The 26,693-nt window shown below is 44.4% G+C and carries 22 protein-coding genes; 13 read left to right on the top strand and 9 right to left on the bottom strand.

Features of this window, described 5'->3' with window-relative positions; translation table 11 throughout:
* Positions 1-17 precede the first annotated feature (17 nt).
* On the top strand, positions 18-1,859 hold the full coding sequence (glmS, locus tag KI659_RS15245) for a glutamine--fructose-6-phosphate transaminase (isomerizing) (RefSeq protein WP_213946234.1): 1,842 nt from the start codon (positions 18-20) through the stop codon (positions 1,857-1,859).
* A 56-nt stretch (positions 1,860-1,915) separates the two neighbouring features.
* Here glmS and KI659_RS15250 read toward each other — a convergent pair whose 3' ends face one another.
* Positions 1,916-3,607, bottom strand: a complete 1,692-nt coding sequence (locus KI659_RS15250) for a CoA-disulfide reductase (RefSeq protein ID WP_213946235.1) — start codon at positions 3,605-3,607, stop codon at positions 1,916-1,918.
* A gap of 169 nt (positions 3,608-3,776) precedes the next feature.
* Between KI659_RS15250 and KI659_RS15255 the strand changes: the two genes are divergently transcribed.
* On the top strand, positions 3,777-4,580 hold the full coding sequence (locus KI659_RS15255; RefSeq protein WP_213946236.1) for a sulfite exporter TauE/SafE family protein: 804 nt from the start codon (positions 3,777-3,779) through the stop codon (positions 4,578-4,580).
* A gap of 95 nt (positions 4,581-4,675) precedes the next feature.
* Here the strand turns inward: KI659_RS15255 and prmA are convergent, their stop codons facing one another.
* Positions 4,676-5,509 carry a 50S ribosomal protein L11 methyltransferase gene (gene prmA / locus KI659_RS15260; protein WP_213946237.1) on the bottom strand — a complete coding sequence of 278 codons (834 nt, stop codon included), beginning with the start codon at positions 5,507-5,509 and terminating at the stop codon, positions 4,676-4,678.
* Positions 5,509-6,270 carry a triose-phosphate isomerase gene (tpiA, locus tag KI659_RS15265; protein WP_213946238.1) on the bottom strand — a complete coding sequence of 254 codons (762 nt, stop codon included), beginning with the start codon at positions 6,268-6,270 and terminating at the stop codon, positions 5,509-5,511. Before tpiA ends, prmA begins: the two co-directional genes overlap by 1 nt.
* A gap of 57 nt (positions 6,271-6,327) precedes the next feature.
* Here tpiA and KI659_RS15270 point away from each other — a divergent pair, with 57 nt between their 5' ends.
* Genes KI659_RS15270 through KI659_RS15280 form a run of 3 tightly spaced genes read left to right on the top strand, consistent with a single transcriptional unit; the run spans position 6,328 to position 7,426 of the window.
* Positions 6,328-6,825 (top strand): regulatory protein RecX, encoded by a 498-nt coding sequence (locus tag KI659_RS15270; protein WP_213946239.1) that lies wholly within the window; start codon positions 6,328-6,330, stop codon positions 6,823-6,825.
* Between the two features lie 60 nt (positions 6,826-6,885).
* Positions 6,886-7,122, top strand: a complete 237-nt coding sequence (locus KI659_RS15275) for a DUF2281 domain-containing protein (protein ID WP_213946240.1) — start codon at positions 6,886-6,888, stop codon at positions 7,120-7,122.
* A complete protein-coding gene (locus KI659_RS15280) occupies positions 7,109-7,426 on the top strand; it encodes a type II toxin-antitoxin system PemK/MazF family toxin (protein WP_213946241.1) in 318 nt (105 codons plus the stop codon). Before KI659_RS15275 ends, KI659_RS15280 begins: the two co-directional genes overlap by 14 nt.
* Positions 7,427-7,458: 32 nt before the next feature.
* Here KI659_RS15280 and KI659_RS15285 read toward each other — a convergent pair whose 3' ends face one another.
* From KI659_RS15285 to KI659_RS15300, 4 genes are all read right to left on the bottom strand, one after another.
* Entirely contained in the window at positions 7,459-8,091 is a 633-nt protein-coding gene (locus KI659_RS15285) for an AlbA family DNA-binding domain-containing protein (protein ID WP_213946242.1), read from the bottom strand.
* A gap of 7 nt (positions 8,092-8,098) precedes the next feature.
* The gene (locus KI659_RS15290) at positions 8,099-8,533 is read right to left on the bottom strand and encodes a hypothetical protein (RefSeq protein WP_213946243.1); all 435 of its coding nucleotides are present in this window, start codon (positions 8,531-8,533) and stop codon (positions 8,099-8,101) included.
* A gap of 45 nt (positions 8,534-8,578) precedes the next feature.
* The gene (gene uvrB, locus KI659_RS15295; protein ID WP_317194898.1) at positions 8,579-10,618 is read right to left on the bottom strand and encodes an excinuclease ABC subunit UvrB; all 2,040 of its coding nucleotides are present in this window, start codon (positions 10,616-10,618) and stop codon (positions 8,579-8,581) included.
* A 272-nt stretch (positions 10,619-10,890) separates the two neighbouring features.
* On the bottom strand, positions 10,891-12,183 hold the full coding sequence (locus tag KI659_RS15300) for a lipoprotein N-acyltransferase Lnb domain-containing protein (protein ID WP_317195980.1): 1,293 nt from the start codon (positions 12,181-12,183) through the stop codon (positions 10,891-10,893).
* Between the two features lie 159 nt (positions 12,184-12,342).
* Here KI659_RS15300 and KI659_RS15305 point away from each other — a divergent pair, with 159 nt between their 5' ends.
* Together KI659_RS15305 and KI659_RS15310 are read left to right on the top strand one after the other, a co-directional pair.
* Positions 12,343-14,454, top strand: coding sequence for a T9SS type A sorting domain-containing protein (locus tag KI659_RS15305; RefSeq protein WP_213946244.1), 2,112 nt, complete (start codon positions 12,343-12,345; stop codon positions 14,452-14,454).
* A gap of 82 nt (positions 14,455-14,536) precedes the next feature.
* The gene (locus KI659_RS15310) at positions 14,537-15,064 is read left to right on the top strand and encodes a CHRD domain-containing protein (protein WP_213946245.1); all 528 of its coding nucleotides are present in this window, start codon (positions 14,537-14,539) and stop codon (positions 15,062-15,064) included.
* Between the two features lie 16 nt (positions 15,065-15,080).
* On the opposite strand, the gene KI659_RS15315 is transcribed toward KI659_RS15310, so the two are convergent.
* Positions 15,081-16,319, bottom strand: a complete 1,239-nt coding sequence (locus KI659_RS15315) for a sterol desaturase family protein (protein ID WP_246535435.1) — start codon at positions 16,317-16,319, stop codon at positions 15,081-15,083.
* Positions 16,320-16,562: 243 nt separating this feature from the next.
* Here KI659_RS15315 and KI659_RS15320 point away from each other — a divergent pair, with 243 nt between their 5' ends.
* The 4 genes from KI659_RS15320 to KI659_RS15335 all read left to right on the top strand — a co-directional run bounded on the left by KI659_RS15320 (position 16,563) and on the right by KI659_RS15335 (position 22,550).
* A complete protein-coding gene (locus tag KI659_RS15320) occupies positions 16,563-17,768 on the top strand; it encodes an ATP-binding protein (RefSeq protein WP_246535436.1) in 1,206 nt (401 codons plus the stop codon).
* A gap of 88 nt (positions 17,769-17,856) precedes the next feature.
* Positions 17,857-20,337, top strand: a complete 2,481-nt coding sequence (locus KI659_RS15325; protein WP_213946247.1) for a S9 family peptidase — start codon at positions 17,857-17,859, stop codon at positions 20,335-20,337.
* A 211-nt stretch (positions 20,338-20,548) separates the two neighbouring features.
* Entirely contained in the window at positions 20,549-21,829 is a 1,281-nt protein-coding gene (locus KI659_RS15330; RefSeq protein WP_213946248.1) for an MFS transporter, read from the top strand.
* A gap of 1 nt (position 21,830) precedes the next feature.
* Positions 21,831-22,550, top strand: a complete 720-nt coding sequence (locus KI659_RS15335; RefSeq protein WP_213946249.1) for a DUF2490 domain-containing protein — start codon at positions 21,831-21,833, stop codon at positions 22,548-22,550.
* Here KI659_RS15335 and KI659_RS15340 read toward each other — a convergent pair.
* Positions 22,531-24,921: an alpha-L-rhamnosidase-related protein gene (locus KI659_RS15340; protein ID WP_213946250.1), complete on the bottom strand. Its 2,391-nt coding sequence runs from the start codon at positions 24,919-24,921 to the stop codon at positions 22,531-22,533. The genes KI659_RS15335 and KI659_RS15340 overlap by 20 nt on opposite strands.
* A 230-nt stretch (positions 24,922-25,151) precedes the next feature.
* On the opposite strand from KI659_RS15340, the gene KI659_RS15345 reads away from it, so the two are divergent.
* On the top strand, positions 25,152-25,943 hold the full coding sequence (locus KI659_RS15345; RefSeq protein ID WP_213946251.1) for an ATP-binding protein: 792 nt from the start codon (positions 25,152-25,154) through the stop codon (positions 25,941-25,943).
* A gap of 103 nt (positions 25,944-26,046) precedes the next feature.
* Positions 26,047-26,622 (top strand): HD domain-containing protein, encoded by a 576-nt coding sequence (locus KI659_RS15350; RefSeq protein WP_213946252.1) that lies wholly within the window; start codon positions 26,047-26,049, stop codon positions 26,620-26,622.
* The last annotated feature ends 71 nt before the right edge of the window (positions 26,623-26,693 follow it).

Raw genomic sequence — 26,693 nt, forward strand, 5'->3', positions numbered from 1 at the left:
TATATAATAGATTATTTATGTGTGGAATTGTAGCGTATGTAGGTGAGCAGGATGCGTTGCCTATCATTATCAAAGGATTAAAAAGGCTAGAGTACAGAGGTTATGACAGTGCGGGAGTAGCACTTTTGAATGATAATGGACTAAGTGTTTACAAAAAGAAGGGGAAAGTTTCCGAACTGGAAAATTCTTTGCTTGACAACCCTCATTTGAATTCAAAAATCGGTATCGGACACACCCGTTGGGCCACCCATGGCGAGCCCAATGATGCCAATGCCCACCCTCACTATTCCTCTACGGAAAGCTTTGCCATGATCCACAACGGGATCATCGAAAACTATGAGGTTTTAAAAACTGACCTTCTCAACAAAGGTTATAAGTTTCACAGTGAAACCGATTCTGAGGTTTTTATCAACTTCATCGAGGATATCCAGAAACACAATGACTGTACCCTCGAGGAGGCTGTAAGATTGGCACTTCACAAGGTCGTAGGTGCATATGCGATTGTAATCATGAGCAAAGATGAGCCAGACACGTTGATCGCCGCCAGAAAGGGTTCTCCTCTGGTGATCGGTGTAGGCGAAAATGAATATTTCCTTGCCTCCGATGCCACTCCAATCATTGAATATACCAACCAGGTAGTTTATCTGGATGATTATGAAATCGCCGTGATCCGCAACAACAAGCTGCAGATCAAAACCATCGAAAACGTAGAGACAAACCCGTATATCAACCAGCTTGAAATGGAATTGGAAGCTATCGAAAAAGGTGGTTACGAGCATTTCATGTTAAAAGAAATCAACGAGCAGCCGAGATCCATCGCTGACTGTATGAGAGGTAGATTGGATGCCCAAAACGGCAGGTTGATCGTAGGAGGTCTTAGAGATTATATCAACAAGTTTCAGAACGCCGACAGGATCATCATTACCGCTTGCGGTACCTCATGGCATGCAGGCTTAGTGGCTGAATACCTATTCGAGGAATTTGCACGTATCCCGGTGGAAGTAGAGTATGCATCTGAATTCCGATATAGAAATCCTGTAATCAACGAAGGTGATTTCGTAATTGCGATTTCCCAATCTGGAGAAACCGCCGATACCTTGGCAGCAATCGAACTGGCAAAATCCAAGGGAGCGACCATCTTTGGTGTTTGTAATGTGGTAGGTTCCTCCATTGCAAGAGCTACTCACGCGGGTTCCTATACCCACGCAGGTCCTGAAATCGGAGTGGCCTCTACCAAGGCTTTTACCGCTCAGATCTCTGTGTTGACCATGATGGCTCTTATGTTGGGATATCAAAGGGGTACCCTTTCCGAGACCAAATACATCCAGCTTCTTAGCGAGCTAGAGGCCATCCCTGCAAAGGTGGAGAAGGCTTTGAAGCTTAACGAACAGATTGAGAAAATATCTGAACAGTATAAAGATGCCAGAAACTTCCTTTACCTGGGAAGAGGGTATAATTTCCCTGTTGCCCTGGAAGGTGCTTTGAAACTAAAAGAAATTTCTTATATTCATGCTGAAGGATATCCAGCTGCAGAGATGAAGCACGGACCGATTGCCTTGATCGATGAGGAAATGCCGGTGGTATTCATCGCAACCAAAGATAGCTCTTACGAGAAAGTTGTAAGCAACATTCAGGAAGTGAAGGCTAGAAAAGGTAAAATCATTGCAGTAGTGACAGAAGGTGATACATCCGTGAAGGCCATGGCTGACCACGTGATCGAAATCCCACATGCACATGAAGCTTTGGTGCCGTTAATTTCGGTAGTGCCGTTGCAGTTGCTTTCTTACCACATTGCTGTGATGAGAGGTTGTAATGTGGATCAACCAAGAAACTTGGCCAAATCCGTAACTGTAGAATAAGTACAAGAATAAACCATATAAAAAGCCGCAGAAGAAATTCTGCGGCTTTTGTGATTTCAGACTAGTTCCAAAGCGTCTGAAGGGTTTAATTTTTCCAGTTGCTTTTTGGCCATTTGGTAGGTTTTAAATCCGCCATCCAGGTTTGTAACATTGAAGCCCAATTGGCTAAGGGTTCTAAATGCCAAGTAGCCGCGTAACCCTGCGTGACAATAGATATGGATGGTTTTATCCTTGGGGAGTTCATTGTGGCGCTCTCTGATGTCATCTACAGGGATATGATATGCACCTTTGATCATCCCAGACTCCACTTCAGCCTTTTCCCTAACATCCAGGAAATACTTCCCTTTTTTAACAAATCTGTCGACTTCATGCCACTGATATGTCTTCAAGTTTTCTTCCAACATGTTGCTGGATACATAGCCCAGCATATTCACGGGATCTTTTGCGGAAGAGTAGGGTGGGGCATAGGCCAGCTCAAGCTCCGAAAGGTCATATACACTCAGGCCCCCTTTGATGGCGGTAGCCAAAACATCAATCCTTTTGTCAACACCTACCTCACCAACGCCTTGGGCACCATAAACAGAGCCATCTTGTGAAGAGAACAATATCTTTAAAGCCATTGGCTTTGCTCCAGGATAGTAGGCTGCATGGGAATTGGGATGGATATGGGCGGTCAGGTAGGGCTTTCCAAGTCTTTGCAGTACTTTTTCATTGTTGCCCGTTGTGGCGCCGGTGAAGTCGAACACCTTGGCAATGGCCGTTCCCAATGTTCCCCTATAGCTGGTTTTCTTGCCTAAAATACTATCCGCCACTATCCGTCCCTGTCTATTGGCCGGCCAAGCCAGGGGGACAAAACAGTCCTGACCGCTCACAATGTCTTTCACCTCGATGGCATCACCTACAGCGTAAATATCTGCATCAGAGGTTTGCAGAAATTCATTAACAGCGATGGTTTTTCTGTTTCCCAAGGCCAAGCCCGCGGTTTCGGCGAGGTTGGATTCTGGCTGTACCCCAGCGGAAAGTATGATCAAATCAGTTTCCAGGGTTTTACCGCTCTTTAGCAAAAGCATTTCCCCCTGTCCAATCACTTCTTCCACACTGTCGTCTAGAAAAAGTTTTACACCTTTACTTTCGATATGATCCTGCAGAATGGCTGCCATTTCAAAATCAAGGGCTTCCATGACTTGCCTTGACCTTTCTACCAGGCTGACTTGAACGCCAAGTTCATGCAGGTTTTCGGCCATCTCCAGCCCAATAAAACCTCCTCCGATTACAGTCGCATGCTTTGGATTATGCATATTGATATAAGATTTAATTTTATCCGTATCGGGAATGTTTCTCAGGGTAAATGTGGATGGTGCTTTATCAAGGCCTTTAATAGTTGGTACAAATGGTTTCGCTCCAGGAGAAAGGATCAGCTTATCGTAGTTTTTCTCGTATATTTCATCCGATCCTAATTTTTTTACTGTGACGGTTTTTCTTTCCCGGTTGATGGCAACGACCTCACTTCTTGTGCGGATATCCATGTTGAACTTTTTGGACATCTTTTCGGGAGTTTGGAGCAAAAGCTTATCTCTTTCCTCAATAGTGCCTCCAATGTAATAGGGAAGGCCACAATTGGCGAAGGAAATGTGCTCCCCACGCTCAAATAGCACAATTTCAACTTGTTCGCTCAGCCTTCTCAGTCTTGCCGCTGCAGTTGCTCCTCCGGCAACGCCTCCTATGATTACTACTTTTTTTGTATTCATTAGTTAAAGAATTTTGCCTTGAATTTTAATAAGACAAAACTGTCTGAATAAAATCGAATAGAATATGATAATTATCACATTTTGACAAAATGTTTATTTTGTAACCGAGGTCACATTTTGGAAAAAATATTGATTGTATTTTTGTGGCTTCGTAAAAAAACCAGCAGGAATGGATTTGTTAACAATATTGGGTTATTTATCGGCATTGGTTATTGGCATCAGCTTGGGCTTGATTGGCGGGGGAGGGTCTATCCTTACCGTGCCGGCCATGGTGTATATGCTGAGTGTAAGTCCGGTGTTGGCTACTGCCTACAGTTTGTTTGTGGTGGGGGTCACCTCTCTGGCGGGGTCATTTTCCTTTATGAAAAAAGGATTGGTCAATTATAAGACAGCGGCAGTTTTTGCCACGCCATCCTTTTTGGCCGTTTTTCTTACCCGGAAATTTTTGGTGCCCTCCATTCCTGAGGAAATATTTTCCGTGGGGGATTGGGTGCTAACAAAAGATATTGCAATCATGGTGTTTTTTGCACTCATCATGCTCGCGGCATCTTTTTCCATGATCAAGAACAACAAAAGGTCTTTGGAGAAAAAATCGGGTGAGATCAAGTTCAACTTTCCCCTGATTGCGGCAGAAGGAGCGGTAGTTGGTGTGCTGACCGGTCTGGTGGGTGCAGGAGGGGGATTTCTAATCATTCCTGCTTTGGTGCTTTTGGCCAATTTGCCCATGAAAATGGCTGTGGGTACCTCCTTGTTGATCATTGCCGTGAAATCCCTAATAGGCTTCCTCGGCGATGTGGCCACCCAAGAGATCGACTGGGTATTCCTAGGAGGCTTTACAGCCTTGTCCCTGGTGGGGATATTTGTGGGCAGCTACCTTTCCAGCAAAATCGACGGAAGCCATCTGAAGAAAGGATTCGGGTATTTTGTGTTGATAATGGCCGTGTATATCTTGGTGAAAGAGATGTTGTTTTGAGTAAAATAAAAACCGCAGAGACTCAGGGAAAGCAGAGTTTTTTTGATTATCTCTGAGACCTCTGGTTCTCCGCGGTTATTAAATTTTTATCTATTTTACCCTTTCTTTTCAAAAACCAAAGCCGTCCACTTATCCTTCACTTTTTGATCCAGCTTTTGGAAGCCCAGGCTGTTTGCTTTTGCTTCGATGTCTTCCACATCATGGTCATAAAAACCACTGAGTAAAAGATGCCCCGCAGGTTTAACCAAGGTTTCGTAAACCTCCATCTCATCCAGCAGCACATTTTTGTTGATGTTGGCCAAAACGATATCAAATTGACCTTGGGGATTGACTTCCCTTACGGTGCCCAGTCCCATACGGACATTGCTCATTCCGTTGAGGTCAAAATTTTCATTGCCATTTTCAACGCACCAGTCGTCAATATCAAAGGCCTGCACCTCTTTGGCGCCCAGCTTATTGGCCATGATGGCTAAAATCCCTGTCCCAGAACCAATGTCAATCACACTCTTGCCTTTGTGGTCAAGATTCAGCTGGTGGGTCAGCATCAGAAAGGTGGTGGCGTGGTGGCCCGTCCCAAAGGACATCTTGGGATTGATCAGGATATCATGGGTCACTCCCGGCTTGGGGGCATGAAAGGAAGCCCTTACAAACACTTCATCGCCTACTTCGATGGGATCATAATTCTTCTCCCATTCGGTATTCCAGTTGACTTTCTCCATCTTTCCTTCCACCACAGCTATTTCTGCTACCTGTGTATACCTTTCGATCACCTCCTCAAAGGAGCTGCGGTCGAAATTATTCTCCTCGGCGTAGGCCTCAAATCCTGCCTCGTTTTCCAAAAAGGAATCAAAACCCACCTCGGCAAGTTCTGCAATAAGGATTTCAGCAAACTCAGGCTTGCAGGAGATTTTAAATTCTAAGTATTCCATCAGAAAGATTTGATGATATCCATAAAGTCACGGGATTTCAGGGAAGCTCCCCCAATTAATCCCCCGTCGACATCCGGCTTGGAGAAAATTTCCTGCGCGTTGTCCGGCTTACAGCTTCCGCCATAAAGAATGGAAATCCCATCTGCGATCTCTTGGCCATATTTGTTGGCAAGATGCGTTCTGATGGCAGCATGCATTTCCTGTGCTTGGTCGGATGAAGCTGTTTTGCCCGTACCGATGGCCCAGATAGGTTCATAAGCGATGACCAATTTTGAAATATCCTCCGGGGAAAGATCAAAAAGGCTTTCTGTCAACTGCTGGGTGACGAAATCCTCATGGGAGCCGTTTTCTCTGATATCCAAAGATTCCCCGCAACAGAAAATAGGAGTAAGGCCGTTTTGCAGAGCCTGCTTTACTTTATTGGCCAAAAGATCGTTTCCTTCACTGCAAAATTCCCTTCTTTCGCTATGTCCGATGATCACATATTTGACTCCAAAAGAATTTAATATCTTGGCGGAAACCTGGCCGGTATAGGCGCCAGACTCCTGGTCAGAACAGTCCTGGGCACCCACAAAAAGGTTTGAAATCTCTCCAACAAGCTTTTTGACACTTGGGATGTGGACAAATGGCGGGTTAAGGATGACGGTTACATCTTTGGAACGCTCATCTTTTATCATGTTGACGATCTCAGAAGTCAGCTTTTGCCCCTCATCAAAGGTGCAGTTCATCTTCCAATTGCCTGCTACTATTTTTTTTCTCATGTTTGTATGGTTTATCGGTTTGATCTCCCTAAATTTTAAAAGGTTAAAAATACGCAAATGTCTTTCCAAAGAAAAGATTATGCTGAATCTAAAGCTCAAAAAAAGCTGACCCCTTCACAGGCCAAGGTGAAGATCGGGGCGTACTGTGCCTATCAGGAACGCTGCCAGCAGGAGGTAAGGGATAAGCTCTATTCCTATGGCCTACATTCGGATGAGGTGGAGGAGCTTATAAGTTTTTTGATCACGGAAGGCTTTTTGAATGAAGAAAGGTTCGCCCAGGCTTTTGTGGGCGGGAAATTCAGGATCAAGAAGTGGGGGAGAAACAAAATTCTACAGGAACTCAAGCTCCGCAAAATCAGTCCGAATTGTATTAAGGCGGGTATGAAGGAAATTGATCCGGAGGAATATTGGGGTACTTTGAAAGGGGTTTTTGAAAAGAAATGGGATAGCTTGAAGGATAAGGACAATTATATCAAACGCCAAAAAGTGATGAAATATCTCTTATCTAGGGGATTTGAAATGGATTTGGTACAAGATGTTATGAGGGAATCTTAGGCATGGTAGCTGAAAAAATACGAGGAATTTTGATTATTTTTAATAGATAATCCAAGCAATATGAAAAGAGAGCAATTAATCGAAAATACGATCGAAAAGATTTCCAAACTACCAGATCATAAGGTGAAAGAGGTTTCGGACTTTGCTGAGTTTCTTTTGAACAAACTTGAAAATAAAAATCTTACCAAAGGAATTGAAAGCTTGGCTTCAAATTCTTCAACCTTTAGCTTTTTAGAAGAAGAGGAAGAGCTTTATTCAATCAAAGATTTGAAAGAAGTTTATAATGACAAAAGGTGATATTGTATTGATCCCGTTTCCTTTTACAGATTTAACAGGCTCAAAAAATAGACCGGCCCTTGTATTAATCAATTCTGAAGAGGATATCACTGTTGCATTTATCACTACCCAGTTTTGGAAAGAACAATCAATTGTCACTGTTGAGCCTTCTCCACTTAACGCCCTTAAAAAAACCTCTTTTATTCGATTAAATAAGCTAACTACCATCAGCAAGGATTTAGTAATTGGTAAATTAGGTGAATTATCAGCAGAAGAAATAAAGGAAATAAATGAAGGTTTGAAAAGTATATTGAAATTGGATTAAAGCCAATCTAAATAGATTAAGTACAATTGCCATTATTTTAAAACGTACAAATCCTCCCCTTCCTGCGGAATAATTTCCAACACATTGGCCAGAACCATCCTCACTAATATCCTTGAGGCAGCAAACCTAGGAAGCTTTGCCAATTTGGCAAATTGCTTCAAGGTGATGGATTCCTGTTCTTTCAGGGCCTTCATCAGCACGTCCTCCTTTTCTCCATACTGAAAAAACACATCCTGCTCCTTTTTTTGCTTTTTTAGGATTTCCCAGACTTCCCTACTTGCCTGCACACTCCTATCCTTCACGCGGATAAATGATCGCCGTTTTTTTTCTTCCAGGAAATAATGGGGGCGGGAGGGGCTTTTCTCAAACTTAAACACAGCCACTCCCTTCTTTGCATTGATGGGCAGGATGAATTTTTCGTAAAAGAGCTTGGGCTTGACCGACTCCGATATGGTTTTGTCCAATAAAAAAACGTCCTCATCAACATACCGCTGCCCGCTCACGGTGCCGTCATCATCTACACCTATGAGCAGGTAGCCGCCCTCCGTATTGGCCAAGGCAATTACTTCCTTGATGATCTTATCAGGATGGGCCACTTTTTTCTTGAACTCGATATGTAAACCTTCACCTTGCTTGGCAAGGTTGGCCACCTCCTGAAGAGTCATGGTGCTTTTAATTTAATAAGATGCTAAAGCCTGCCCGCAGCCCAGCCGTGCCCGTGACGGCATAATAATCCACTATACCTTCCAGTCGAAATCTGTACCCTACATTATGGCTATATCCCGCACCCAGGGCCAAATCACTCTGGCTGCCCAATAAACCTCGAACCCGCACAAAAAATGGGTCTACGAAGTAAACTCTTGAGCCTAAAGAAACCTGGTTTGGGCCAGCCGAATTAATTTCATACCCACCTGATAAACTTAGGAAATATCGCACAAAATAATGGCCTTCAAAGCCTGCTTGATAACGTTGAAACACACCGGGAACATCGGTCCTGATGATGTCTCCCCCACCGGCAAACATGATAGTTCCCTCTCCCTGCTGGGCGTTGACTTCGGATAAGAAAATAAATATAAGTGTAAAAGATAGCAGAATGTACTTTTTCATCTAAATAAGTTTTGGTCAATAAAGTTTCTAGTGAGAATCTATTCTCTAAATTGTATTCCTATTCATCTCTTCATGCCGCTTTTTCAGCCCCTGCCATTCATCCCTTAACCTAGCGGCTTCCATAAAGTTTAATTCCTTAGCAGCCTTTTCCATCAATTTTTGGGTCTGATTGATGAGTTTTTCGAGTTTTTCTTTGCTCAAATACTGCACCACCGGATCTGCTGCAACGGACTGCTCCACGCTGATCTCCCCATCATATATCTTGCTTCCTTTCTTGCTGTCGGCGACTTTGGTGGACCCCATGATCTTCTCACGGGATTTGATTACCGTCTTAGGAGTTATGCCGTGTTCTTCATTGTAGGCCATTTGGGCTGCCCTTCTTCTATTGGTTTCATCAATGGCTACTTGCATGGAGTCAGTGGTTTTGTCTGCATACATAATCACACGCCCGTTCTCATTTCGAGCTGCACGGCCAATGGTCTGTACCAAACTCCTTTCATTTCTCAAGAAGCCTTCTTTATCCGCATCCAAAATTGCCACCAATGAAACCTCTGGTAGGTCAAGTCCTTCTCTAAGCAAGTTTACGCCTACCAATACATCAAACACACCCAGTCTCAATTCGCGAAGAATTTCCACCCTATCCAATGGTTTTACCTCGGAGTGGATATACCTGGCTTTGACCCCCGCTCTTTCCAAAAATTTGTTCAGCTCCTCCGCCATCCGCTTGGTCAAGGTGGTCACCAAAACACGGTCACCCGCTTTTATGGTTTGGTCGATTTCTTCCAGCAGGTCATCAATCTGGTTGCCACTTGGCCTTACATCTATGACTGGGTCAAGAAGGCCGGTAGGACGAATAATTTGTTCCACCACCTCACCCTCTGTTTGGGCAAGCTCATAATCTGCGGGGGTGGCACTGACATAAATTACCTGATTGGTCAGGGCTTCAAATTCATCGAATTTGAGCGGTCGGTTGTCCATAGCAGATGGAAGCCTGAATCCGTAATCCACTAGATTTACCTTTCTGGCCCTGTCACCTCCCCACATGGCGCGTACTTGAGGCACGGTCACATGGCTCTCATCTATTACCATCAGATAATCATCTGGGAAATAATCCAAAAGGCAGAAGGGCCTCGTTCCCGGAAGTCTCCGGTCAAAATATCGGGAGTAGTTTTCCACCCCTGAACAGTAACCCAGTTCCCTTATCATTTCCAGGTCAAATTCTGTCCTTTCTTTTAATCTTTTGGCCTCCATCAGCTTCATGTCCTTTTCAAAAAAAGCCACCTGACTCACCAGATCGTCTTGGATTTCATGTATGGCTACATCAATCACGTCCCTACCTGTAACAAAAAGGTTGGCCGGGAATATGGAAATGATGTTTTCGTCCGCTATTTTTTTACCCGACTGGGGATCGATACGTTGAATGCTCTCGATTTCATCTCCCCAAAAATAGATCCTGTAGGCAAAATCCGCATAGGCCACAAAAATGTCCACAGTGTCGCCTTTTACCCTAAAAGTACCGTGGGTAAATTCCGCATTAGTCCTGCTATAGAGAATGTCCACCAACTTGTATAAAAACTGGTTTCTAGGAATCCGGTCACCAACCTGCATGCGGATCACGTTCTTTCCAAACTCCTCCGGATTTCCGATACCATAAATGCAGGAGACAGAAGCCACCACGATCACATCCCTTCTGCCCGAAAGCAGCGCGGAAGTGGCACTCAATCTTAACTTTTCAATCTCCTCGTTGATGCTTAGGTCCTTTTCAATGTAGGTCCCACTAGTGGGAATAAAGGCCTCGGGCTGATAATAATCGTAATAGGATATGAAATATTCCACCGCATTGTCTGGGAAAAACTGCTTAAATTCCCCATAAAGCTGGGCCGCAAGTGTTTTGTTATGGCTGAGTACCAAGGTGGGTTTCTGTACATTCTGAATCACATTGGCAACGGTGAAAGTCTTTCCTGACCCGGTCACCCCCAGCAATACCTGGGCACGTTCCCCTGTATTGACGGATTCAGTAAGTTTTTTTATGGCCACAGGTTGGTCCCCTGTCGGCACATAGTCAGAAGTAATCTTAAAATTCATAGTCAGCCTCTCAATTTATAGTGCCCAGTAACCCCAAGCTAGATAAAGAATGCTTTTTCGATCAAATTTGTTCTATAGTGCTAAACAACCGCAGAGAACCAGAGAACCAAAGGAGAAATTTCACCGCAAAGTTCGCTGAGGGGCGCAAAGGGTGAGCCGGTACATCTAAAATTTATTTAACATTCTCTTCAAGGATTTTAATGTTTTTTCAACGAAGAAGTAAACTCTGCGAAACACTGCCTGCCTTCAGCTAAAAGAAATCCTCTCATTTCTCACCCCCGCACCCTCTCTGCGGTTTTATTGAACCTCAGCCTCTCTAGGTTATAATACAAATAGTTGCTCCTCAAAATAATGATCAGCAGAATAGGGATAATGCTGGAATGGAAATCCTGGAAACCCAGGATCCAAAACACCAAAGTCAAATTCGCCAAAAGCATGGCAAAAAACAAATATTGCTTGACCCATGCCGCTGGGGTTTTCATGGTCAGCCCATAAAGAAGCACCAAATGTGCCGGAAAAGCCCAAAGGATATTCCAGTTGTAGACGGTGGTGGTGTGCTCGGTGAAAAACCATAGAAAGGTAATCACTACCCCGATAAGGCCTAAAACTGCAAACAACGCCACATCCGCTCCTGCGAAAAGCCTATGTTTTTTGTAACCAACATAAGTCAATAAAATAAAGCCTATCGCCACGAGCCAAAACACCAAGTGCGGGTTGAACACCTCATTTTCTTGGTCTACCAATGGATAATCCAAAACGATCCGGGCCGGTTGGGCCAAAAGGCGACTTGGGCCGTCGCCCACAATTTCAGCTCTTGCAAAAGCAGCCTCCATATAATCCGGCAAGAACTGTTTTTCCCTCTCCGAAGCCTCCTGGTCAATCACACTTCCCAAAGCCAGGTCAATTCCGAAATCTGCCCAGGGTAGCCGGTAGACATATTCAAAAATCAAGTCTCTAAAGGTTTTGGCCTCTTCTTCCACAGGTTCGTTCCAATCCAAGTTCCTTCCCAACACTGCCTCCATGATATCCCTGATCCTTGTGGAACAGTTGTCATAAAAGAAGTCGTAGCGATAATAGATGTTTTCCGGCCTTGCATTTTGATTGAGCAGAGCCACTGTCCGCTCCACCTGCTCGGGAGACAAATTCAGCACCTGTTCGCGCACGCCACGTTCGAAATAGCGGTAATGGTATAGGAACTGCTCAAATGTGCTAAGGCTTAGAAAGTAGTCCAACCTTCCCTGGGTGAATTTCAAGTAGAAATTGGGGTCGTCAAAATCGAAAGTCCCCCAATTGAAGACCAGGTCTTTGCCCGTCTCCATATCCAGCACCCGGAGGGCGCTATGGCCAAAGGAACTGTACAGCTCCTCACCTGGGTCACAGGTCAGTAAACTAATCTGGTAGCGATGGGTTTGGGCGCTTGACAGTAAGGGGGTTAGGGTAAAAAAAAGTATGAGAACTATTGCATTAAGAATCGTTTTTTGGTTATCTTGTACATACTTTTTTTCAGTAACAGGAGTAACTTTTTGAGTAGCGTACCGCGTAATTTTTTCCCTAATCTTTTTCACACTTTTATGAGCTTGCTTGACTTGTTTTCACAACGAAAATACAGGATAATCCTTGTATTACTGTTTAATCTTGCAATTAACGCAAAATATTGCCCAGCCCAAAACCTGAACAGTTTCCGGTCTGCTCGGACTGGTAATTTTGATGCCTTAAATACTTGGATGCATTGGGATGGTGAAGAGTGGCGAGCTGCTACTCGGCTGCCTGGGAGGGAGGATGAGATTTATATTGAAGATAAGCATACTGTTAGATTAGTCAAAGATGAAGAGATTGGAAATGTTTTCATTTTTGCAGATACAGGCGCTGGTCAAAAGTTGACTTTAAATGGCAGGTCTCTTTTTGTTTATGGGACTTTAAATGCTTTCAAAGGTACAGCACCTGGGGAGCCAGGTGGTACTTGGAACAGTCAAAATTGGATTGGAAATAGTGTCGAGAGCAAGATTGTTTTTAAGGGAGAAAGTCGGACCATAATTACAAGAGGTGCCTGGAGTGGATTTAATACCAATAGTCGTTACACAGTTGTTTTTGACCCAGGCGAAGGGAAAACATTGACTTTAGAAGAGCCTTTTAAATCAATTGGGTTTACCATAAATTCAGGTAAATTAATTCAAACAGAAAACAGAGGCGTCACTCCAATTCGGTGTTCAACTTTTTCTGCAAATAATGAGGGACCATATGGAGAGGGGTTTGTAATTGTGAAAAATGGTGCAAGACTAATTTCTGATTGCACCAGAAATATTGCTTTTCGGTCTGACAACAATCCCATTGGTCAATTCTATATCGAATTAGGAGCGGAGCTCGAAATAACTCAAAACAACAATTATTTGCTGGCCAGTGACCTTCGGCTAGATGGCGAAATAATTTACTCCAGTCCCAATGGAAATCAACGACTTCTTCAAAATGGAAATCACCCCATCACTTCATATCATAGCCTCCAATTTTTAAATGCTTCCTCGAAAACGATAACTGACGAAATCAGTCTCACTGGAGATTTTTATTTTGATGGAGAAGGTCCCCTTTTGGATAACAACACCCATTACCGCCTCACCGGTCCCCATAACCAAAACATTGACAGAAGAGGAAAACCAATTTCTGCGCTAACCATAGAAAAGCCAGTAGGTGAGGTGAGCTTTAATCACGATGTTGCCATTTCCGAAAGCTTCCACCACATTGGTGGAGACCTTAACTTCAGAGGAAATAAACTGGTGTTGGAAAAACCCGAATACCTCTATCTTTCCGGAAGTTGGAAAAGCCTTCAGTCCCTTACCTGGAACATGTTGGCAAACGACCTGAATGAGGCAAATGGCACCTTTCCATTTTATGATCTAGAGGTGAACGGCTTGCGGAGTTTGAAACTCTTGGGCAGCCCAGGGGTCACCATGACTCCTCTTAATATCAAAAATATTGAAATTCCCGGTGTCAACCACAACCCGGGATTTAACGATAATGATGGAACACCAATCCTTCATAAACTGAACAGCTATTATGAAATTCTTGCCGCACCAGCAGTCATGAATAACTTGACCATGAAGATCCGAGCAGATGAATTGATCGTGGTGGATCCTGATGACCTAAGGATTGTCAGCGATACCCATGCCGCCCCGGGAAACCATCAGCAGGGTGCGGATATCGGCTATTTTTTGGCCAAAAGGGACCTGAGCTTTGATGAACTTCAGAGTCAAACCTTTACCATTGGAAGTACTGGGGAGTTTTCAGTGTTACCATTGACTTGGCTGGATTTCCAAGTCAATTATCACAATCGGATGGTCGAGCTTAGTTGGTCCGTTGCCAAGGAGTCGGGCAATGAGAAGTTTGTCATATTGAGGTCGGAGGGAAATGCAAATAAATTTCAAGTGATAGGGGAGGTGCCCAGCAAGGGAAATTATGAAGGGGTAAGGAAGTATGCATTCACTTATGGGGAGAATAACTGGTGGGATTCTCCTGTTTATTTCCAGATCCAACAGGTTGATTTTGACGGGAGATCGACTTATAGTGAGATACGCATGTTGAGAAATCAGGAGTTTTCTCCGAATCTCCTCCAGGTCTACCCAAATCCCCATCACCACGGCCAGGTATTTATGGAAATTGCCGATGCTTCAGACAGTGGCACATTTAAGGTTTTTAACTCACTTGGACAAATACTTGCCCAGGGAGAATTAAATAGAGGAAAAACTGATGTAACGGAGAAGTTGGGACATTTAGTTCCTGGACTTTATTTTGTCGAGCTGGTGATAAAGAGCAAAAGAGAAGTTGTAAAATTCACAAAACAATAATTGGTTTAAAATTATCTTCGAATAATCCAAACGATTTGGGTTTTTGATGGTTATGTTATATGTATGACCAACTACACGACCTATGAAACCAATTGTTCTGTTATTTTGCCTGGCCATGATAGCTTGTAGTACCAAAGAAGTACAATCAGTCGATGAGGAAGTTTTGACTTTTTCGGTGATGATGGTGCAGGAAAATGTGGCTACCACCAGTATGGGCGAAATCACTCCTGCCAGTGGAGGGGCCAAATTAACCTTGCTGGGAAATGAACTTACCGTAACCGGTGAGTTTGAAGACTTGAATATTCAAATGCAGGATGCCAGTGAAAGACCCCAAACTCCAGTGGTGCATATACATCCCGGACTTCCAGGGGAGGAAAACGAATACCTTTACGAATTGGAGGTCAAATTGCATGATGAGGGGAACAGCGGTACCTTTTATGGTACTTTTGAACTTTCAGATGACGAGGTTGCCCTACTTGCCGATGGCAGACTCTACATGGACCTTCACACCCATCCACAAGGACCTTCTACCATCAGAGACCAGATCCAGATCTACGAACCTCAAGATTTTGAGACGTTCCTAACATCTGCCATGGTCTTAAAACCGTAAACGTCCCGCAGGGACTTTAAACCTTCACCCCTACAGCTGCAGGCTCCGTACCTTTAACTGTAAAGAATGCCGTCATTCCGGCTGATAAAATCATGTAGCAGCCCACAACCGCCGTATACCAAAAACCTAGATTTTCAGTGGCACCAAACCAACTGCCCATGTAGAAAATCAAGCCAAGACCTATCAGGGACTTAAAGGTTTCCAGATAGAGGGCAATTGGGTTCCTATCCATAAGCTCTGTGTAGCTGTAAACAGACAGCACCACAAATCCACCATAAATCAGCGCCCCGGTGAAACCAACATCCTGGATAAAGGCAAATAGATAGATCAACAGGAAGTAATTGAAAAGCAACTGCGCCCAAGCCCATCGCTGAAAGCCCTTGGTGGATTTTTGCCCATATTTCTGGTAAGTGTAAGGGTCTTGTATGCTATCAATTGGAAATTTTTCCTTCACATCCTCAGGTCTCCAACCTGTAGGCATAAACCAAATCCTCAACTTATCCCACCAACTTCTGGCATAAAAGGCATCTCTCAACAATACCCAAAAATGTTGAAAGTTAATTTTTATGGGATTCCACGTCCGGGCTGGGCGAGAGATGCCATAGACGCAAGGAACTTCTGGCATTTCTTTTTGAAAAGTTCCAAACATCTTATCCCAAATAATGAAAATCTGGCCCAGATTCTTGTCCATATACTCTTTATTGACCGCATGGTGCACCCGGTGGTGGGAAGGGGTGACAATGATGTGCTCCAGAATCCCCATGTTGCCAATCAGTCTGGTATGATACCAAAATTGAAGGAATAGGTGCAAGGGAGCCACCGTGGCAATCACTTCCACAGGTACGCCCACAATGGCTGCAGGGGCCAAAAGGAAAGCAAAGTAGCTGAAGACCGTCGAAATTGTTTGCCTCAAACCACAAGCAAGATTGAACTCCTCACTGCTGTGGTGGATTACGTGGCGGTTCCAAAGAATGTTGATCTTATGCTCCCACCGGTGTTGCCAGTAACCCTTAAAATCAATGGCGACAAAGGTAATCACATAAACCATCCACACGTTTTCGATTTCAAAGATCGCCACTCTATCCACAAGCCATTTGTAGGAGAGTATAGAAACCGTGAGGCCCAATACATCCTTGATCACATTGGTAATCCCAGAGGAAATGCTCGATACAGTATCCAGATTATTGGAAACTTTTCGGCCCAATTTCCACTCAAAAAACTGCTCAATCAATATCATGAGGAGGAAAATGGGCATTGCAATATTTAAGACTTGGGCGTATTGTTCCATGGCGTGGTACCGTGCTGAAGACCAGGGTGTTTTGTTAAAATCAGGCTTAAAAGTTAGAAAGAATTTTTAGGAGTTGGAAGCAAGAGGACACATTTTTACATTTATGAGTTGAAGGTATAGCTTCAATAATTGTTTTATAATTAAAAAGTTGAAGCTATGTCTTAAACTTTTTGTAACTTTATATAAAGTTTAAGATATAGCTTTAAGATAATGAATTTGCCTAAATCATTAAATAAACGTTCTGTATATTTAGAACGAGTTAAGCCTTTTATTGGAAAAGGCCTGATAAAAGTATTTTCTGGTCAAAGAAGGGTTGGGAAAAGCTATCTGCTTTTTCAAATAATTCAATTTCTCCAAGAGAGCGACCCTGATGTTCCCATTATTTATATCAATAAGGAGGACTTGGAGTTTTCCTGGATTAAAAATGCACAGGATTTACATGGATATGTTAAGAATAAAAAGGTCTCTGGTAAGCTCAACTATGTCTTTGTGGACGAGATTCAGGATATTGAAGGATTTGGAGATGCGTTGAGGTCATTATTGTTAGATGAGGAGTTGGACATTTATTGCACCGGCAGTAATGCCAATATGCTTTCTGGAGATATTTCGGGTCATTTAAGCGGCAGATATATAGAAATTATTGTTTATAGTCTATCGTATGTGGAATTTCTTGATTTTCATACGTTAGAAGATAATGGAGATGCTTTAGAAAAATACCTAAAATATGGCGGTCTGCCTTATTTAAAGCACTTGGAGCTGAAGGATGCAATAGTATTTGAGTATCTGAAAAGTGTTTATAATACAATTGTTTATAGGGATGTCATCAATAGATATGCGGTTAGAAACCCAGGCTTCTTAGAGCAATTGGTGTTATTTCTGGCCCGTAACACGGGTAGCTTATTTTCAGCCAAAAAAATTTCCGATTTTTTGAAAGCCCAGAAAATTAACATGGCTCACAACCTTGTACAGGCCTATACCGAGTATTTGACAAATGCCTTCTTGGTCCATAAAGTATCCCGCTATGATGTAATTGGAAAACGGCTTTTTGAAATCGGAGATAAGTTTTATTTTGAAAACTTAGGGATTCGTCATGGGATTTGGGGTTACAGATTAGAGGATAAGGGCAAAATATTAGAGAATGTGGTTTATAACCACTTACTTTTTAAAGGGTATGAAGTTAAAATCGGAACTCTGGGGAATGAAGAAATTGACTTTGTATGTCTATCCGCGGGTGAGACGGCTTATTTCCAAGTTGCCTTGAGTATTCATGAACCCAAAACCCTTGAGAGAGAAATCGGGAACCTCCAAAAGATCCCCGACAATTATGAGAAAACAGTCATTACGCTGGATAAATTTGAGGGAAACTCGGTAGAAGGAATAAAGATGATGGACTTAAGAAGCTTTTTAAAAAGTTGATTTTACCAAAGGCAAATTTACTTTTACATCAGCGGTATCTTTATTTTATCCTATTAGCCTTAGTTTAGGACTTGAAAAAATCCTAAATATGAAATATAGATTGTTGGGCATCGGGATGATGCTGCTTTCCTTTGGGGCATTCGGACAAGAAACGGCCTCTAAAGGAAATTACGAATTGGCGGCCAAATTCAGCCCCGATAAAGTCAAAAAAATGGTTTTTTCCACCCAAGTGGATCCTCACTGGTTGAAAAAGTCTGACCGGTTCTGGTACAGCTATGAAACCCAGGACGGCAAGTTTTATTATATAGTTGACCCGGCCAAGAAATCCAAGACCCCGCTTTTTGACAGGGACCAGCTGGCCATGGAGATTACCAAAGTGGTCAAAGATCCCTTTGATGGGCAGCATCTGGACCTTACCGGGTTAAAATTTCTGGATGATGAAAATACCATCAAATTCAAAGTCAAAAGCTCTGAAGAGGTTTTGAAGAAGGATTGGGATAAGATCAAGGAAAAGAACAAAAACGCCAAGGACTCTCTCGAAAACAAGGTTTTCACCTTTCATTATGACCTAACCACCAGGGAACTGACCGAAATTGAGGATGATAAGGAGGACAAAAGACTCGCTTGGGCCAATATCGCACCCGATTCCTCCAAGGTTGTCTTTGCCAAGCATCACAACCTCTATTGGATGGACAAGGAAAATTTCCTGAAAGCTGTGGAAGATGAAAAAGACAGCACCATCGTGGAGCACCAGCTGACTGAAGACGGAGAGGAATATTACGACTATGGCATCGGTGGCCGAGGTGAGGACAATGTGGACAGGGAGAAAAACAAGGACAAGCGAAAAAGAGCCATGGTGATGTGGTCGCCTGATGCAAAGCAGTTTGTGGGCAGCAGGTCGGACAGCAGAAAGGTCAAGGATCTCTGGGTCATCCACAATTCCAAAAACCCAAGACCGACTCTGGAAACCTACAAGTATGCCATGCCAGGTGAAAAAGAACAACCTCAGCAGGAATTGTTTTATTATTCTTTCACCTCTGAGGAGTTCCAAAAGCTGAACGTGGACACCTTTAAGGATCAGAATATAGGGTTATGGTCAGCTTCAAGGCCGAATAATACTAGAGATGATGAATTCAGGCCGGTGACGTGGTTAGGAGATGACGAGCAGTTTTTCTTTTCCATTACTTCAAGGGATTTGAAAAAAGTGGACATCGCTCGCTGGAACTTGAAAGACAACAGGAAAGAAATCATCGTAGAAGAAAGAAGCAACACCTACATCGATATCAATAAGCCTGAACTGGTAAATAACGGTACGGACATCATCCATTGGTCGGAAAGAGATGGTTGGGGGCACCTTTATCTTTATGGTATGGATGGAAGCTTAAAAAGACAGCTGACCTCAGGGCCTTTCCATGTGGAAAAGGTGGAGCGGATCAATGAGAAAAACAAAAGGGTGTATTTTGTAGCCAATGGCAAGGAAAAAGGGGAGGACCCATATTATGAGCACCTTTACAGTGTGAGTTTGGATGGTGGAGCGATGACTCTTTTGAATAAGGGTGACTTCAACCATTCGGCAAATGTCAATGACAACGCCACCTATTTTGTCAATAATTACTCTAGAGTTGATGCCGCCCCGGTAGCAGAATTGATGGATGCCAATGGCAAAAAAGTAATGGACCTGGAGACCACCGATCTTTCCAGGCTATTTGCCGCAGGGTATAAATTCCCACAGCCTTTTACCTTTAAGGCTGATGATGGCATCACAGATCTTTATGGGGTAATGTATTTGCCATACGATTTTGATTCCACCAAAAGCTACCCCTTGATTCAATATGTTTACCCGGGTCCGCAAACTGAAGCCGTCAACAAAACCTTCAGCAAGAGCATGGACAGGGTGGATAGACTTGCCCAATTGGGCTTTGTGGTAGTTACCATTGGAAACAGAGGTGGCCACCCCGGCCGATCTAAGTGGTATCACAATTATGGGTATGGAAACCTGAGAGATTATGGGCTGGCGGATAAGAAAGCAGCTGTAGAGCAATTGGCTGACAGGCATTCCTTTATCGACCGATCCAAAGTAGGCATCCATGGGCATTCAGGAGGTGGCTTCATGTCCACCGCTGCTATGTTGGTGTATCCGGATGTGTTCAAGGTAGCGGTTTCCAGTGCTGGTAACCATGAAAACAACATTTATAACCGCTGGTGGTCAGAGAAGCACCATGGGGTAAAAGAGGTTGAAAACGGTGACGGGGAATCCAAGTTCATTTATGATGTGGAGAAAAACCCCGATCTGGCCAAAAACCTAAAAGGTCACCTGCTGTTGGTGACTGGAGATGTGGACAACAACGTCCATCCTGCCAACACCATCCGTATGGCCAATGCTTTGATTAAGGCCAATAAAAGGTTCGACTTTATCACCCTTCCCGGGCAGCGACATGGCTTCGGTGACATGACCGAGTATTTCTTCTGGAGAATGGGGGATTACTTCGTGCAGCATTTACTGGGAGATAATACTCCTCCTCCTGTGGACATGGTAGAGGTGCAAAGAGAGAAGGCGTTGACTAAGTAATGCGAATAATAGGTCACAGAGGAGTTTCACAGAGTTTCGCCTTCGCGGATAAATATTAAAATAAAATAGTATTCGACCACTAAAGTAGAATGACAATTAAATAATGAAAGAGACTCAGGGATGGGTCTCTTTTTTTTGGGCCTATGTAATCGGGCTCACATTTTTGACGAGGGGAAAACCTTAACTTTGCGGCTGTATAATCAAAAATAGCATGTCAAAAGTCGAATTGGGGCTCAAGGAAAATTGGAAGCAATTTACACTGCTGGTCATCATCAATGCTTTTGTGGGAGGCATGGTTGGGCTGGAAAGGTCCATTTTGCCTCAGATAGCCGAAGTGGAGTTTGGAATTGCCGCCAAGACAGCCATTCTTTCCTTTATTGTGGTTTTTGGAATAGTCAAAGCCCTGTCAAACTATTACGCTGGGGCCTTGGCCAACCGTTTTGGAAGGAAAAAGCTTCTGGTTGCAGGCTGGATTTTTGCCATTCCTGTTCCCCTGATCTTAATGTTTGCACCCAGCTGGAACTGGATCATTGCGGCCAATGTACTATTGGGGATCAACCAAGGCCTGGCCTGGAGCAGCACCGTTGTGATGAAAATCGACCTGGTAGGGGATAGGCAGCGTGGTTTTGCCATGGGGCTTAATGAATTTGCAGGTTACCTGGCGGTTGCAGTGGTGGCTTTCCTTACGGGGTATATCGCCAGTGAGTTTGGCGTGCGGCCTTATCCATTTTACTTGGGCATTGGCCTGGTGATATTGGGATTATTGGGAAGTATCTTTCTGGTAAAAGATACCCAGCACCATGTGGCTATGGAAACTCATGAAAGCTCCGTCAAAAAATTGAAGAACATCTTCTGGGACACCACCTGGAAAGACAAAAACCTGGGGTCAGTATCACAGGCCGGATTGATCAACAATCTCAATGACGGCATGGCCTGGGGGATATTCCCCATTCTGCTAGCCAGCAAAAACTTTTCCCTTGAGCAGATCGGTGTGGTAACGGCGGTTTACCCAGCTGTATGGGGGATAGGACAGTTGTTTACCGGGAAGATGGCGGATAAGTTTTGCAAGAAGGAAATGCTGTTTACAGGAATGCTGTTGCAGGCATTTGCGCTGGTAGGCTTGGTGTGGGCTCAAAGCATGACTCAATTTATAGTACTTTCCTCGGTATTGGGCTGGGGCACAGCGATGGTTTATCCTACTTTTTTGGCCACCATTGCAGAAAACACCCATCCGATCGACCGGGCAAAAAGTATAGGGATTTTCCGCTTGTGGAGGGACTTGGGGTATGCCATTGGAGCAATTTTGACGGGAGTCATTGCTGACTGGCTGGGAATAGCCCACTCCATATTTTTCATCGGTGTTCTTACCTTTATTTCCTCAGCAATCATTAAATTTAGAATGTCCTGCGGGGAAAACAAGTCCGTTAAAATGCTGGATTGGTTGCTGCGCAGACCTACTCGAAACACGATGGACAATTGCAAAACCCCATGACATGCGTGGCATTTGGAGCGTAGTACTTTTTTTGATTTTCAGCATAAGCAAGCTGCCTGCACAGACGGTAGAACATGAAGGGGAGTTTTGGGGAGCCTATATTTCTTCCATCCGCGTAACCGAAAAGTGGGCGGTTTGGAATGACTTCCATTGGGCTACCACCTCATTTTTTGTTTCTCGCCATGGACTGACCTATTTCTTCAGCCCAAACCTATCTGCTTCCGGAGGCTATGCCTGGGTGACCACGGCTACTTCATTTTCAGAAAAGCTGATCCGTGATGAGCACCGGCCCTGGGGGCAGGTGGTGGGCAACTTTTGGTTGAGCGAGGAAGTCAGCTACCAGTTGCGTTTCCGGTATGATGCCCGCTTCAGGCAGAAGATTGAAGGGCAGGAAGTTTTGCAGGATAGGCTTTTTTACAACCGGCTGAGGTTTATGGCTACACTTCGTATTCCCGTCCACACCATTAATTCCCAAACAAATGTGCAGCTGAGAATCATGGATGAGATTTTATATAATGCGGGAGGCCAAATCGACAACGGGATAGACCAAAACCGACTATATATTTTACCCACCTTTACTTATCGTAACCTTTCTGTATTAGCTGGCTATCACTGGAGGTTGATTCCTTCAAGTGGCCGTACATTAAACCGACACGGGCTTTCCTTTTGGGTAATTCATAACATGGATTTTAGAAAGCGAATCAATGAAAACTGGCAGTAATTCGTTTTCCCCTTGCATTCACATTTTCCGACTTTTCAGTTTTTTCCGGAGTCACCTCTTCACCATTTATGGTCCAGGTTTCATATTGCCCTTCGGGAAAAGAAAACTCGATCTCCCAGTCCTCCTTTTGCTGTAAAAGCTCAAGTTCCATTCCTTCCGTGGTCCGTGTAAATTTCAAACTTATCGCATTGTTGCCGATCTCTACATTTTCAATGGTGGCCTCTTCCCATTCACTGGGCATCTGCGTAGATATAATTACCTTTTTTTGGCCTGCTTGGGGTTTTATCCCGAAAAACTGGGTCACGATCGGAACGGCATAACTGTACAAGTTCCAGGCCTGGGCCATCATGCCGTAATCCGGTGATACTTCGTAGATGGATCCAGGTAGGGCAAATCCAAATGAGCGGGTCATGCGCTGCAAGTAATCCAAAGCCTGGTCAGGTCTGCCGTAATTATTTTCGGCTATAGCCTGCACGCCCGTCGGCAAGGTCATCACGGCTCCAGTGTAGGAAAAAACCTTGCTCCCGGCAAATGCCCCGTCCTCCAGATCGGAAGAGTCATCCCGGTCTATACCGGTGACGAAAACCCCAAACGGGTTGACAAACCTCGCACCCTTGTCTAGGGCTTTTATAGCTTTTTCCCTGTCAGCGATTCCCATTTCCATTGGCGTGTTGACCACCCAGTTGTGGAATACCACAAAGCCTTGTTTTTGGTCGGGGGGTAGGGCAGAAATTTTGCTTTTCATTGCTTTCAGTTCTTCTACCGCCCATGGTTTGTCGAGAGTGTCGGCTCTGATAATTGCGGCCTCTATCAGATGAAGGGCCTCGGAAGCCGTCCCGATGAAATCCGCATAGGAATTGGCCTCTTCCACCCAAAAATCCTCATTGATTTTTTCCCTGATCCTATCCGCCAGTCCTTGGTAATAAATAGTCTGCCGCTCGTCCTGGAGTTCCTCCGCAATTTTGGCGGCATCAGCAAACGCAGCTTGCGTATAGGTAGCCACATCAATCATCTCGGACTCCAGCCCGTGGATTTCCATCATGCCATATCCGTCAGGGAAAAGATTGCCATCTTCATCATTTTCCTCCATCAGCCAGGTCAGCCCATTTTGGATAGTGGGATAGTACTTTTCCAAAAAATCCCGATCACCTGTCCATTTGTAAACTTCCCAGATCAGGGAAACAAACTGTGGGGTCTCGTTGATGTTGCCGGGGTTAAACACCACGCCATTGGTACTGACCTCATGAACGATCCTACCGTTTCCGTTTTCTTCCTCGGAAAGCTTGTGGAGCAAATCAATGGTGCTATAAGTCAAATCTTTTCTTCCTGTCGCAATAGCCCCCTGAAGCGTATATTCATTGTCCACCCCAAACCACCACGGGTAGTCGGGCATACCGGCTCCCAGACCCCTTCCGATTTCAGGCACATCCCTAACCAGCCATTCCGTGTTATATTTTACCCATTCGAAGGCCTTTTCCAAATCTTTATCGGGAATGGTGATTCTAGATTTTAGGGCAATCTGCTCATAATGCTGTTTTTTTTCTTCCAAGTAAGTTTGAGACTGGTATAACAGGTCATCATACGTGCCCAGGGCCTCTTCCAAAGAGGCGTAGGAGCCTGCTATTGATATGGTGAGGGTTTTAGTTTCCATACCATCAAGGGTCAGTTCGTATATCAGGCTCGCTGCGGCTCCCTGTCCTTTTGGCTCATAATTGCAGTGGGGAGAGGCCCTAAGGTGCATTTGGGCGGGATTCTCACCCCCAAAGACCACATGCCATTCATTTCCCTCGTCCTGGGCGGTCCAAAGCTTCCGTTCATCGTCAAATCTCAGCAGGTCCGGATGGTCAAACATCCCTGCTTTTTCCCCCAGCCAAACCGGTCTCAGATCCACATGTCCCGTAAATTCGAAACTTAGTTGTTTAGGGTTTTCTGAAAGGTTGGATAGGGTAAACTCGATGACCGCACCTTGCATTCCTTCTGGTACAAACTGGATTCTTTCAATTTCTATTTCTGGTACCGTGGTTTTGTAAACGTGTTTGTTTGCAAAAGGATAATTGATGAACATGTCGGCCCTGTCCAGGCAGAAAAACTCGTCTTCCAGTCCAACCGCGACGGTAAAGCCGTCCATAAGTTTGATGGGGTGGTTCCAGATGCCGCCCATTTCGCCTTCCACATGCCATCCTAGATCCGGGAAGGTGCCATCCTGGTAGCCAACCATGTACAGCCGGTCACCAGCAGTCACGAATGGGGAGGCCAAATATCCCTCCCGGCCCGGCAGCCCTTCTACATCCTTCAGGATATCGGCCAATTGCTGTGCCTCCACCGAAAAAATTGCAAGAGCCAGCAAAAAACTAAATAGGATTGTTTTCATAAGCTTAAGATTACCCAATATACCCATTTTTCGGATCAGGTGAAAGTGGGGCAAATGGTGTCAAAGAGATGAATTGGCTTTGCAAGTTGAGAAGTTTTAATCGTATCTTCGTTCTGTAATCTCAACTTTTCAGCCTTTATTAAGTTAAACCACTTGGAGTTTAAAGTTTTCCCCTAGCGTTTTTGGGGTGTTTCTCGTATAGGCTTGACATTTATTTCAATTTTTATCTTATGGCAAGAATTAAATTCATCACCGGTCCGGTCGGATCAGGAAAGACCGTTTTCATTGAGAAAAACTTTTCTTCCTCTCCGGGAAATTTTGTGTTTGATCTGGCAAAAATTAGCCAGCAACTCTTTGGCCATTTCCAGGCTTTGGAAGAAATGGATGGAATCGTACAGATTTATAACCATGCCAGCGAGGAAGGTTTGTTGACACTTTTGGATGGGAAGACGCTGGTGGTTGAATATTGCACCAATAAGGGTTACGATGATGATTTTGCGGCATTGGTCAAGTATGCCCAAAAAACCGGGATATGTGTGGAAGTAATCCATATTGAGCTGGATGAAATGCTTGCCGGGGAAAGAATAGCCCAGGCCGATCCCCAGAGATACTTTTCTTCAGCAAAGCTGCGGGAGGAAACCCTAGAGGTACTCGAAGGCGTGATAGATTCCTTTGAGGCCAACCAAAATTTTGAGCTCATTTTGGAACTGGGAGGGGAAAATGGGTCTACCGTGTTTTACCGTTCTGGAGAAGAAGGGGAAGAAAGGTACTTTTACCTAACCCCTGAAATCAAAACTTTTGACTTTGAGCCGGATTTTGAGGTTGATAAACTTTCCGAAGTGAATTATCTCAAGACATTTCCGACATTTGAAAAAGCCCTAAATACCTTGATCTCTGAAGTTGGGCTGTTCCAGCTTGTCCCCCTAAAGGTAAATAAGGAATACAAAAAGGCTTTTCAGCAGGCTGTAAAGCGCAACATGGACAAGCCGCCCCTGCCCGAATGGAAGGCGATTCTGAATTAAGCTTTCCAATTATTGTAAAATTAGTTTTGGATTCAAGGGGATTGTGGTTAAATTGAAGATGTTTGGACTGCGTATATGTGTCCCTAAATTTTATGATCTGAATATGATTTTTGAAGCCATAAAGTTTGCCTGCCAAGCTCATGAAGGGCATTTTCGGAAAGGGACGAACATTCCCTACATCTCGCACCTCACCAATGTAATGAAGATTTTGTTGGAATACGGCTACGACGAGGAGGTGGCGGTGGCCGGCTTGCTGCATGACACCGTGGAGGATACCCCGGTGACTATTGAGCAGGTGGAGGCGAAGTTTGGAGCAAAAGTCGCCCATCTTGTCAAAGGAGCCACAGAACCCTCCAAGCTCAACCATAGGGAAGGGGAGGAAGAGGCCCCGTGGAAAGAAAGGAAATCCCACACCATTGATTATGTGGGTCGGGAGCAGGACGAGGCCATTCTGGCTTTGGCACTGGCAGATAAGCTTGACAACATCCGCGCCATAGCCCGCGATTACCGCCGCGTGGGAGATGCTATTTGGGACCGTTTTAATGCACCCTATGAGCAGCAAAACTGGTACTACTACAGCCTGGCGGAGGCTTTCCTCAGCAGGCAGGAGGAATTTGGAGAAGAATACCGAACCCTCACTGAAGAATTCTCCGAAGCCGTGAGGGAAATGTTTCCTTGAAAAAGTACGAGGCGCAATGGATATTCCTTCGCGGTTTAGCCCCCTCCGCCCCCTAAAGGGGGAACTAGATT

It is taken from the genome of Litoribacter ruber (genome assembly GCF_018449405.1).
Classification (GTDB): Bacteria; Bacteroidota; Bacteroidia; order Cytophagales; family Cyclobacteriaceae; genus Litoribacter; species Litoribacter ruber.

Excerpts from the sequence above, each read along its gene's own strand:
- glmS (WP_213946234.1), top strand. The coding sequence starts at position 18 with ATGTGTGGAATTGTAGCGTATGTAGGTGAGCAGGATGCGTTGCCTATC.
- KI659_RS15250 (WP_213946235.1), bottom strand. The coding sequence starts at position 3,607 with ATGAATACAAAAAAAGTAGTAATCATAGGAGGCGTTGCCGGAGGAGCA.
- KI659_RS15255 (WP_213946236.1), top strand. The coding sequence starts at position 3,777 with ATGGATTTGTTAACAATATTGGGTTATTTATCGGCATTGGTTATTGGC.
- prmA (WP_213946237.1), bottom strand. The coding sequence starts at position 5,509 with ATGGAATACTTAGAATTTAAAATCTCCTGCAAGCCTGAGTTTGCTGAA.
- tpiA (WP_213946238.1), bottom strand. The coding sequence starts at position 6,270 with ATGAGAAAAAAAATAGTAGCAGGCAATTGGAAGATGAACTGCACCTTT.
- KI659_RS15270 (WP_213946239.1), top strand. The coding sequence starts at position 6,328 with ATGTCTTTCCAAAGAAAAGATTATGCTGAATCTAAAGCTCAAAAAAAG.
- KI659_RS15275 (WP_213946240.1), top strand. The coding sequence starts at position 6,886 with ATGAAAAGAGAGCAATTAATCGAAAATACGATCGAAAAGATTTCCAAA.
- KI659_RS15280 (WP_213946241.1), top strand. The coding sequence starts at position 7,109 with ATGACAAAAGGTGATATTGTATTGATCCCGTTTCCTTTTACAGATTTA.
- KI659_RS15285 (WP_213946242.1), bottom strand. The coding sequence starts at position 8,091 with ATGACTCTTCAGGAGGTGGCCAACCTTGCCAAGCAAGGTGAAGGTTTA.
- KI659_RS15290 (WP_213946243.1), bottom strand. The coding sequence starts at position 8,533 with ATGAAAAAGTACATTCTGCTATCTTTTACACTTATATTTATTTTCTTA.
- uvrB (WP_317194898.1), bottom strand. The coding sequence starts at position 10,618 with ATGAATTTTAAGATTACTTCTGACTATGTGCCGACAGGGGACCAACCT.
- KI659_RS15305 (WP_213946244.1), top strand. The coding sequence starts at position 12,343 with ATGCATTGGGATGGTGAAGAGTGGCGAGCTGCTACTCGGCTGCCTGGG.
- KI659_RS15310 (WP_213946245.1), top strand. The coding sequence starts at position 14,537 with ATGAAACCAATTGTTCTGTTATTTTGCCTGGCCATGATAGCTTGTAGT.
- KI659_RS15315 (WP_246535435.1), bottom strand. The coding sequence starts at position 16,319 with ATGCCCATTTTCCTCCTCATGATATTGATTGAGCAGTTTTTTGAGTGG.
- KI659_RS15320 (WP_246535436.1), top strand. The coding sequence starts at position 16,563 with ATGAATTTGCCTAAATCATTAAATAAACGTTCTGTATATTTAGAACGA.
- KI659_RS15325 (WP_213946247.1), top strand. The coding sequence starts at position 17,857 with ATGAAATATAGATTGTTGGGCATCGGGATGATGCTGCTTTCCTTTGGG.
- KI659_RS15330 (WP_213946248.1), top strand. The coding sequence starts at position 20,549 with ATGTCAAAAGTCGAATTGGGGCTCAAGGAAAATTGGAAGCAATTTACA.
- KI659_RS15335 (WP_213946249.1), top strand. The coding sequence starts at position 21,831 with ATGCGTGGCATTTGGAGCGTAGTACTTTTTTTGATTTTCAGCATAAGC.
- KI659_RS15340 (WP_213946250.1), bottom strand. The coding sequence starts at position 24,921 with ATGAAAACAATCCTATTTAGTTTTTTGCTGGCTCTTGCAATTTTTTCG.
- KI659_RS15345 (WP_213946251.1), top strand. The coding sequence starts at position 25,152 with ATGGCAAGAATTAAATTCATCACCGGTCCGGTCGGATCAGGAAAGACC.
- KI659_RS15350 (WP_213946252.1), top strand. The coding sequence starts at position 26,047 with ATGATTTTTGAAGCCATAAAGTTTGCCTGCCAAGCTCATGAAGGGCAT.